This is a genomic window from Chryseobacterium sp. (assembly GCF_022712095.1).
Lineage (GTDB): Bacteria > Bacteroidota > Bacteroidia > Flavobacteriales > Weeksellaceae > Chryseobacterium.
In genome coordinates, this window is record NZ_JALAHD010000288.1 from 1 (window position 1) to 8,447 (window position 8,447).

Sequence of the window (8,447 nt, forward strand, 5' to 3'; positions counted from 1 at the left end):
ATGCTTATCCGGTATTATGATTAGGAATTAAAAGAAAGGTTGATTTTTTATTTTTTAAAACTTATTATGAATATTGGGTACCCCATTCATTTCTTTTTAATTCTCTTTCTATCTCATCAACATACGGAAGCGGAAGAATATAGGTGTCATCAATATATTTAATAATATTTTGATGAATTTTATTATTTATTTTTCGGATGAAAAGTTGGTTATTCATTTTCAAGGATTCTATAAGCTGAGCTTGATATTGATCTTTATTAAAAAATGGTTTTTCAATAAAGGCCCTTTTATCATCATTTACGATAATATCCTTGAAAGCCGTATTCATAAGGACTGTCTGAAAGAAAGATTCTGCGGGTAATAAATAGTCTTCAAAGTCCATAACTCTTTTATTATTGGTTAGAAAAGCGCAGGTTTCTCTAGTAAAAATAAACCATTTACCACCAATGTAAGGTGTAACCCCTTCCATGAAATCTCTTTTGTAGATCAGCGATGAAATTTTATGGGTAAGTTCGGTAAAGTGATTTTGTATTCTGCGCAGTGTATCTGGTCTGTAAAATTTCTGGTCATAATAGAAAATATAGTTCCTGCCATTATTGGCTGTAAGAAACAGGCGGATAATATTCTGTGATTTTAGTGGATAGTCTTCTCCGCTTAAGTTAATGAAATAATCCCATTCAGTGGCTGCATTAAGTAAATACTCCATGGCGTTGAGCTCTGCCTGAATCATACTGAATCCTCCTGCTACAATATTCATGCTCTCGAGAATATATACATTGGGGAAATGGATGAGATATTGCTGAATTTCCTCAGTAAACTTTTCTTTGGCCTTCCGGTCTATATGAATGAGATAAAACTGATCGCGGGTATAAATTTTCTCAAACATTAACTTAAAATTGTCCGGTTTATGATGTACCATTATAAAATAAGCAATTCGAATTTGAGAAGATTGATTATTATCTGATTTTTGAGGTAAGGACTGTGTAAGGGGTGAGGTAGTTTGCATGTGATGGAATTTTAAAATCATCCACACTTTGCAAATAATTTAGATTCATGTGCGTAAGCTACGAATATATTTTTGATAATCAGCTAATTATATTGTGCTAATATTCAATTGTTTTGACATACCTTTGCAAAGTATCAATTAAAAAGGTTCCTGCCTCTGCTACTCTGCAATAATTTAAATCAAATTTTTATCATTCAGTTTTGCTTTTTCAGCTGCCCGATTGTCAACTGATCCTTTCAAATAGACTTCTAATTTTTAAGTTATTTAAAATTTCAAGAAAATTTTGTGACTTAATTCTTAAAAATGTATTCAATGGAAAATTAGGGGACTGCAAAAAATTATCTAAGGTTCAATAATCTAAAGTTAATTATCCTGATAGTCTGTGTAGCTAAAGGATCAGACTAAAGAACCGATAAGTAGTACCCTTTATTTTTATTCTGCATAGGTAAAATGAATATAGGGGTGAAAATATCCAGAATATGATAGTTTTTGCCATGTCTGCTTGGTACATTTTAAGGATAAATCTGTAAAGTTTACAGATGATCATATATAATTTAATAATAATTACAATGCAACAAGGCACAGTAAAATTTTTCAATGAAGCAAAAGGCTTCGGATTTATTTCTCCTGAAAATGGGAGTAAGGATATATTTGTACATTCTTCAGGATTGGCTTCAGGGTCGATTCGTGAAAATGATAAAGTGAATTTTGATGTTCAACAGGGCGACAGAGGTTTAAATGCTGTCAATGTGAAGCTGGTATAGTTTACAGCTATTTATTACATACTTAAAAATTTGTTGGCGAAGCACCACTATTAGCATACTCATATCAAACTTGATTGTTTTAATATATGTTTGAATAAATATTGATGTAAGTTACATCTTTTTTCATGTTCATTAGCCTCTTGTTTTTGCGAGAGGTTTTTTTAAGATATAATAGGTTTTATCTAATTTCTTTAAATTAAATCTCTTATCGGATTTTTTCCGTTAAATAATATACAATACAATGATTATTATCAACAATTTTAATGAATATAAATTGCTTGAGGGAACTTTCGTCGGAACTTCCTCATGGCACATTATCGATCAGAATCAGATCAACCGGTTTGCAGATGCCACTTTAGATCATCAGTGGATTCATACTGACGAACAAAGAGCAGCAGCAGAGAGTCCTTACCATTCAACCATTGCTCACGGTTATTTAACGCTTTCACTGATTCCCTATCTCTGGAAGCAGATTGCAGAAGTACGAAATATCAGTATGGAAATCAATTACGGGATAGAGAATCTCAGATTTGGTGAGCCGGTGAAAGTTGATCAGGAAGTAAGATTAGAGGCAACTATTAGAACTGTAAACGACCTTAAAGGAACTATAAAAGTTGTTGTTGGAGCTAAGTTGATAATTAAAGACCAGGCAAAACCAGCTTATACAGGAGATGTGGTATTTCTGTACTATTTTTTATGAAGAAGTAAATGGAACACTAAACAACATAAAATATAAACAGATGATTAAAAAAAAATATCTTTCCCGGTGGACCATTTTTATTCCGGTTTTAGCTTGGATCTTCTATTTTGCAAGCACATTATTTTCTTCGGGATATTATTCGCTATTCTTAGCTGTATTACTTTTGGGAAGCGTTCTGGCAGCAGTTTACCATTCTGAAGTTATAGCTCACAGATTAGGTGAACCTTATGGAACTTTGCTTCTTGCATTTGCCATTACAGTGATAGAAGTAGGGCTAATTATTTCTATTATGATGGGTGCAGAAGGTCTCGAGACTGTTACTCTGGCCAGAGATACTGTTTTTGCAGCAGTGATGATTATTCTTACGGGAATAGTAGGAATTTGTATTGTAATGGGATCGCTAAGATACAGGGAACAAGCTTTTACTTTACAGGGAGTAAGTACAGCCTTGATAACACTCACGGCGGTGGTTGTTTTTGTTCTTATCCTGCCAAATTATACTGTAAGCCATAAAGGAGGCGAGTATACTTCTTTCCAACTACTTTTTATTGCTCTTGTTTCACTGGCGCTTTATCTTGGATTCACTATGGTTCAGACGATAAGGCACCGTAACTTCTTCATATCACCCCAAAACAAACTATTGGAAGACTATCAAGAGCAAATCAATACTGAGGAGCTCTCCCGAAGCAAAATGCTGGTTAGTTGTTTTATATTGATTGTATGTTTGGGAATTGTGGTGCTGATGGCAAAACTTCTTTCCAAGGATGTAGAAAATATTGTTATTTCATTGGGCGCCCCGAAATCAATAGTCGGAGTTATCATTGCGGGAATTGTTCTTCTTCCGGAAGGGCTTGCTGCTTTCAGAGCGGCAAAGAATGATCAGATACAGACTTCATTAAATCTTGCATTTGGTTCTGCATTGGCGAGTATCGGATTAAGTATTCCTGCGATTGCTATTATATCTGTAATTTCAGGAATACGAATGACATTGGGAATAGATATTAAGTCAACGGTGCTTTTGGGGCTTTCTCTGTTTATTATTACAGTATCCCTTGCGACAGGTAAGACTAATATTATGCAGGGTGTGGTTTTGGTAGGAATTTTTTTGATTTATCTTTTTATATCTATAGTACCTTAATATTCAGTAAAATTAATTTCCGGGATACCTGTAAAACTTGTAATTTTTATATGTATAAAAGAGAAAACCTTATGAAAACTTTCGCGTTAAGTTTACAGATAAATGCAGGTGGGTGAAGACCGTTTATATCAAAGAATAGCTGCAGACCTAAAAAGCAGAGCAGATATTTATTTTTTAACCAACAATCGTTATAGCTTCCGGAAAAGCCTCAGTTTTTTACTTGATGCTTCCTAGTATTTAACTTCAAATAAAATTTTGGAAAGATTAGTAAATTGGGTTGCAAAGAAAAAACAGTCAATTAAAATGCTGGTCCCTTGTAGAACTTTTGTAAGCGATAACGTTTATATCTTCAATACTTACTTTTTGGTTTGATTTTCTTAACTTTGAAAAATGAAAGAGAAGGTAAAAAGAGTTGTTTCGGAATTTAATACAGAGTTAAAACTAAAAGGTTTTCGTGCGTTTCAGATTGAGCAGGATGGCAACGAAACCCGTGTGTACAGCAGGAAGGAATTCTATAAAATCTGTCTTACGACGGGGAAAAGTAAAATTCATTATTCTGATAAAAGCTTTGAGCAGGAAGGTACTGTGCTGTTTTTCGGAAACCCGCATATTCCGTATTCCTGGGAAACCATTTCAACGACGTATAAAGGCTATACCATTCTTTTTTCTGAGGAATTTTTCAGGAATTCCGAACGTTCCGAAAGCTTGCAGCAGTCTTCTTTCTTTAAAATCGGCGGAACTCCCGTTCTGAAAATTACCGAAGAACAAAGACAGTTTCTCAATACCATTTTTCAAAAGATGATCGCAGAGCAGGAAAGCGATTATATCTACAAGGATGAGCTGATACGCAATTACATAAGTCTTATTATTCACGAATCTCTGAAGCTGGAACCTGCAAAGGATTTTGACCAGAATAAAAATGCGTCATCAAGATTATCATCTGTTTTTCTGGAACTGTTGGAAAGACAATTCCCGATTGAAACCACAGACCAGTCTCTGCAGCTGAAATCGGCTCAGGATTTTGCGAAAAACCTGAATGTTCATGTTAATTATCTTAATCGTGCGGTAAAGGAGGTTACAGGAAAATCAACAACGGTACATATCACGGAACGCATTCTCACAGAAGCAAAAGCATTGCTGCAGCATACCGACTGGAATATCTCAGAAATAGCTTTCGCACTCGGATTCGATTATCCCACGTATTTTAATAATTTCTTTAAAAAGCAAACCGGAACCAATCCAAAAGCATTTCGTTTGACGGAAGTTTGAATTTCTTAATTTTTGGTTTGATTATCATTAACTGTCAGCACTTCGTTGTTTCTAATTTTGTATCAGTAATTTTTAAATAAAATTCAGGTATGAAAATAGTAACAACAGCGATGGCTTTGTCCTTTCTTTTCATAGGACAGGCATTTGCACAGAATAAAAAATCAAATCCAATAAAAATGAATCCAACAGAACAAAACGAACATTATACTTTCCCCCTTAGTGATAAGGTAACCCGTAAAGCGGTTACTTTCAAAAACCGTTACGGAATTACACTTTCCGGAGATCTATACCTTCCCAAAAATACAGGAAATGAAAAACTGGCTGCATTGGCAATCAGTGGACCTTTTGGTGCGGTGAAAGAACAGTCTTCAGGCTTATATGCCAATCAAATGGCAGAGAGAGGTTTTGCCGTTATTGCTTTTGATCCTTCTTACACAGGCGAAAGTGGGGGTGAGCCCAGAGATATTTCTTCACCTGATATGAATACGGAAGATTTCAGTGCGGCAGTGGATTTCTTAGGGCTTCAAAATAATGTAGACCGAAATAAAATCGGAATTATCGGAATCTGCGGCTTTGCAACTTTTGCGTTGAATGCAACTATTGCCGACAAACGGGTGAAAGCAGTAGCAACGACGAGTGCTTATGACATTTCAAGAGTAAGCGCTAAAGGGTATTACGATAAAATGACTCAGGAAGAACGTACCAAAGCTTTCGAAACAATGAGTCTGCAACGTTGGGTTGATGCAGAGAACGAAACGCCTGAATATCCCACAACCCATTTACCGGAAAAATTAAACGGTGATGAACCTCAGTTTGTAAAAGATTATTTTGATTATTATAAAACACCAAGAGGCTATCACAAACGTTCTTTAAATTCCAATAAAGGCTGGACGAAAACCAATTCTATGGCTTTTGCCAACTCGGTACTATTGAGTTATATCAAAGAAATTTCCCCGAGACCTATGCTTCTGATTGCCGGGGAAAATGCACACTCCAGATATATGAGTGAGGATATTTACAAAATGGCGGAGGAACCGAAAGAGCTGATGATTATACCGAATGCGGTTCATGTAGATTTATATGACAGAGTGGATGTGATTCCTTTTGAAAAACTGGATAATTTTTTCAGAACAAATTTAAAATAATTGAATATTGCAATAGCTGGATCCGCTTGTTAAAATGGCGGATTTGGCATCTTTATGTATTGACAAATGAGATTTAACCAGGATATTTTTACCAGACTTAAAAATGGTGAAACAGCAATGCCCGACGACCCGGAAATTCACAAACTACGGGAAGCTTCTTATGAGGTTAAGAAACAATTGATTCAACTCAATAATTCCACAGAACCGAATGAGATTTTAAAAATATTAAGTGAGATTGTAGGTGAAGAATTGGAGAATGTTGCGGTGTTTACACCTATTTATATCAACTACGGAAAGCATCTTCACATCGGTAAAAATGTATTCATCAATTTCGACTGTACATTTCTTACACTGGGCGGAATTACCATTGAAGATGATGTTCTAATTGGTCCGAAAGTAAGCTTGATCACTGAAAATCATCCGTTAGAACCCCAACATAGAAAAGGATTAACAGGTAAGTCTATTCATATCAAAAAAAATGCGTGGATAGGAGCCAATGCAACCATTCTTCCGGGAGTTACGATTGGTGAAAATGCTGTGGTTGCTGCCGGAGCCGTGGTTTCAAAAGATGTTCCGGATAATGTAGTGGTGGGAGGAATTCCTGCAAAAATCATTAAAACAATTGAATCATAACTCAGATATAAATTAATGAAATATATAATCATTATTCTTTTAGCGTTCAGCCCAACTCTAATCGCACAAAATAAACTAAATTTAAATAAACTAAAATCAAACAAAATGAATACACATATCCCTGAAATAAGTGATTTTCCTACAGGTGAAGAAAACACGGCTTTTGCACAGTACTTTATTGGTAAATCCTATCTGGCGCCTCTTACAAACAATAAAGATTTGAATGTTCCCCTTTCCAATGTTACATTTGAACCGGGCTGCCGCAACAATTGGCACAGCCATACAGGCGGCCAGCTTTTGATTGTGGTGGGTGGCGAAGGTTTATATCAGGAAAGAGGGAAACCTGCACGCCGTTTAAAGCCCGGTGATATTGTGGAAATTGCTCCGGATGTGGAGCACTGGCACGGCGCGACTGCCGAAAGCTGGTTTTCGCATTTAGCAACGAACGGTAATCCGCAGACTAATAAAAATACCTGGCTGGAAGCTGTTTCGGATGAAGAATTTGCTGAAGCCAATAAGAAATAATGTTTATGATGGACAAAAACAAATTTCTGCAATGGATAATTCTTTTTGTTCTCACACTAAGTAGTACAAAAATGAATGCACAGGAGAATAAATTCAATCCGCATTTGAATGCTGGTGAACAGAGTCTGGTGAAGATTTCTTCATTAACTGCTATCGGAAATCTTGAAGCTTTGAAAATTCAGTTGAATGCCGGTTTAGATTCAGGTTTGACGATTAATGAAATTAAAGAAGTATTGGTTCAGTTATATGCATACTGCGGTTTTCCTAGAAGCCTGAATGCGATCAATACTTTTAGAACAGTGTTAGATGAAAGAAAATCAAATGGGATCAATGATATCGAAGGCAAGAAAATTATCATTGAAAATAATGTTGTTGATAGATACGAACAGGGTAGAAAAACACTTGAAGAGCTGACAAAAACTCCACAATCAAAACCGGCGCAAGGGTTTGGAGAATTTGCTCCACGAATTGATGCTTTTCTGAAAGAGCATTTATTTGCCGATATTTTTGTGAGCGATGTCCTCACTTACAAACAAAGAGAATTGGTGACTATTTCAGCTTTGGCTTCCTTAGACGGAGTAGAAGGACAGCTGCAATCGCATATCAGTATGGGAAAAAATACCGGTATTACTGAAGATCAATTAACACAGCTGGCTGATTTGATACAGGAATCTGTCAATAAAACTCAGGCCAATACGGTTCGGAAAATTATAGGAAAGCCCCTTGTTCCAATTATCGAAAATGATATGATGGTCCGTATTTCCGAAATTGAAATTGTCCCTGAGTTTTTAGAAGAATATAACTCGATTCTGAAAGAAGAAGCTTCGGCTTCGGTAAAGCTTGAGAAGGGAGTAATCGCTATTTTTCCGATGTATCAAAAGGAAAATCCTGGTCAGATAAGAATTGTAGAAATCTATGCTGACAAGGAGGCGTATCAGTTTCATTTGCAGACACCACATTTCCAGCATTATAAAACTTCGACTTTGAAAATGGTAAAATCCCTGAAATTAGTTGATATGGAAAGCCTTGACAAAGAGACAATGTCTAGGATTTTTGAAAAGCTATAATGCTATCATTCCTTCGGGATAGATCAACAAGACTTTCAGTAGAGACCTTCGGCAGCAAAATCTGATTTGCAGATAATAATTCTGAAGAAGGGAAGGCACAAAATCGTAGTATTTTTTTGCTTAAAAATCCCAACGAAAGTGAACTTCCCCTAAAAAGTTAGACACTTTTAAGGATATTTTTTTTATAAACTCTCTTAAAA

At 35.7% G+C, this 8,447-nt stretch carries 9 protein-coding genes; 8 read left to right on the plus strand and 1 reads right to left on the minus strand.

Features of this window, described 5'->3' with window-relative positions; genetic code table 11:
- Positions 1–64: 64 nt before the first annotated feature.
- Positions 65–1,006 carry a beta-1,6-N-acetylglucosaminyltransferase gene (locus Q0A18_RS14495; protein WP_292010874.1) on the minus strand — a complete coding sequence of 314 codons (942 nt, stop codon included), beginning with the start codon at positions 1,004–1,006 and terminating at the stop codon, positions 65–67.
- 569 nt (positions 1,007–1,575) lie between these two features.
- Between Q0A18_RS14495 and Q0A18_RS14500 the strand changes: the two genes are divergently transcribed.
- The 8 genes from Q0A18_RS14500 to Q0A18_RS14535 all read left to right on the plus strand — a co-directional run bounded on the left by Q0A18_RS14500 (position 1,576) and on the right by Q0A18_RS14535 (position 8,247).
- Positions 1,576–1,770 carry a cold-shock protein gene (locus Q0A18_RS14500; protein WP_292010875.1) on the plus strand — a complete coding sequence of 65 codons (195 nt, stop codon included), beginning with the start codon at positions 1,576–1,578 and terminating at the stop codon, positions 1,768–1,770.
- A 241-nt stretch (positions 1,771–2,011) separates the two neighbouring features.
- Positions 2,012–2,470 (plus strand): MaoC family dehydratase, encoded by a 459-nt coding sequence (locus Q0A18_RS14505; RefSeq protein WP_292010876.1) that lies wholly within the window; start codon positions 2,012–2,014, stop codon positions 2,468–2,470.
- Positions 2,471–2,510: 40 nt separating this feature from the next.
- Positions 2,511–3,608 carry an ionic transporter y4hA gene (locus Q0A18_RS14510; protein WP_292010877.1) on the plus strand — a complete coding sequence of 366 codons (1,098 nt, stop codon included), beginning with the start codon at positions 2,511–2,513 and terminating at the stop codon, positions 3,606–3,608.
- 390 nt (positions 3,609–3,998) lie between these two features.
- On the plus strand, positions 3,999–4,877 hold the full coding sequence (locus Q0A18_RS14515) for a helix-turn-helix domain-containing protein (RefSeq protein ID WP_292010878.1): 879 nt from the start codon (positions 3,999–4,001) through the stop codon (positions 4,875–4,877).
- Between the two features lie 89 nt (positions 4,878–4,966).
- Positions 4,967–6,022 (plus strand): alpha/beta hydrolase, encoded by a 1,056-nt coding sequence (locus tag Q0A18_RS14520; RefSeq protein WP_292010879.1) that lies wholly within the window; start codon positions 4,967–4,969, stop codon positions 6,020–6,022.
- Positions 6,023–6,088: 66 nt separating this feature from the next.
- Complete coding sequence (locus Q0A18_RS14525; RefSeq protein WP_292010880.1) at positions 6,089–6,655, plus strand: DapH/DapD/GlmU-related protein; 567 nt, start codon at positions 6,089–6,091, stop codon at positions 6,653–6,655.
- Positions 6,656–6,760: 105 nt separating this feature from the next.
- The gene (locus tag Q0A18_RS14530) at positions 6,761–7,180 is read left to right on the plus strand and encodes a cupin domain-containing protein (RefSeq protein ID WP_292010881.1); all 420 of its coding nucleotides are present in this window, start codon (positions 6,761–6,763) and stop codon (positions 7,178–7,180) included.
- Positions 7,181–7,251: 71 nt separating this feature from the next.
- On the plus strand, positions 7,252–8,247 hold the full coding sequence (locus tag Q0A18_RS14535; RefSeq protein ID WP_292010882.1) for a carboxymuconolactone decarboxylase family protein: 996 nt from the start codon (positions 7,252–7,254) through the stop codon (positions 8,245–8,247).
- Positions 8,248–8,447 lie beyond the last annotated feature (200 nt).

Excerpts from the sequence above, each read along its gene's own strand:
- Q0A18_RS14520 (WP_292010879.1), top strand. The coding sequence starts at position 4,967 with ATGAAAATAGTAACAACAGCGATGGCTTTGTCCTTTCTTTTCATAGGA.
- Q0A18_RS14530 (WP_292010881.1), top strand. The coding sequence starts at position 6,761 with ATGAATACACATATCCCTGAAATAAGTGATTTTCCTACAGGTGAAGAA.
- Q0A18_RS14495 (WP_292010874.1), bottom strand. The coding sequence starts at position 1,006 with ATGCAAACTACCTCACCCCTTACACAGTCCTTACCTCAAAAATCAGAT.
- Q0A18_RS14500 (WP_292010875.1), top strand. The coding sequence starts at position 1,576 with ATGCAACAAGGCACAGTAAAATTTTTCAATGAAGCAAAAGGCTTCGGA.
- Q0A18_RS14535 (WP_292010882.1), top strand. The coding sequence starts at position 7,252 with ATGAATGCACAGGAGAATAAATTCAATCCGCATTTGAATGCTGGTGAA.
- Q0A18_RS14510 (WP_292010877.1), top strand. The coding sequence starts at position 2,511 with ATGATTAAAAAAAAATATCTTTCCCGGTGGACCATTTTTATTCCGGTT.
- Q0A18_RS14525 (WP_292010880.1), top strand. The coding sequence starts at position 6,089 with ATGAGATTTAACCAGGATATTTTTACCAGACTTAAAAATGGTGAAACA.
- Q0A18_RS14515 (WP_292010878.1), top strand. The coding sequence starts at position 3,999 with ATGAAAGAGAAGGTAAAAAGAGTTGTTTCGGAATTTAATACAGAGTTA.
- Q0A18_RS14505 (WP_292010876.1), top strand. The coding sequence starts at position 2,012 with ATGATTATTATCAACAATTTTAATGAATATAAATTGCTTGAGGGAACT.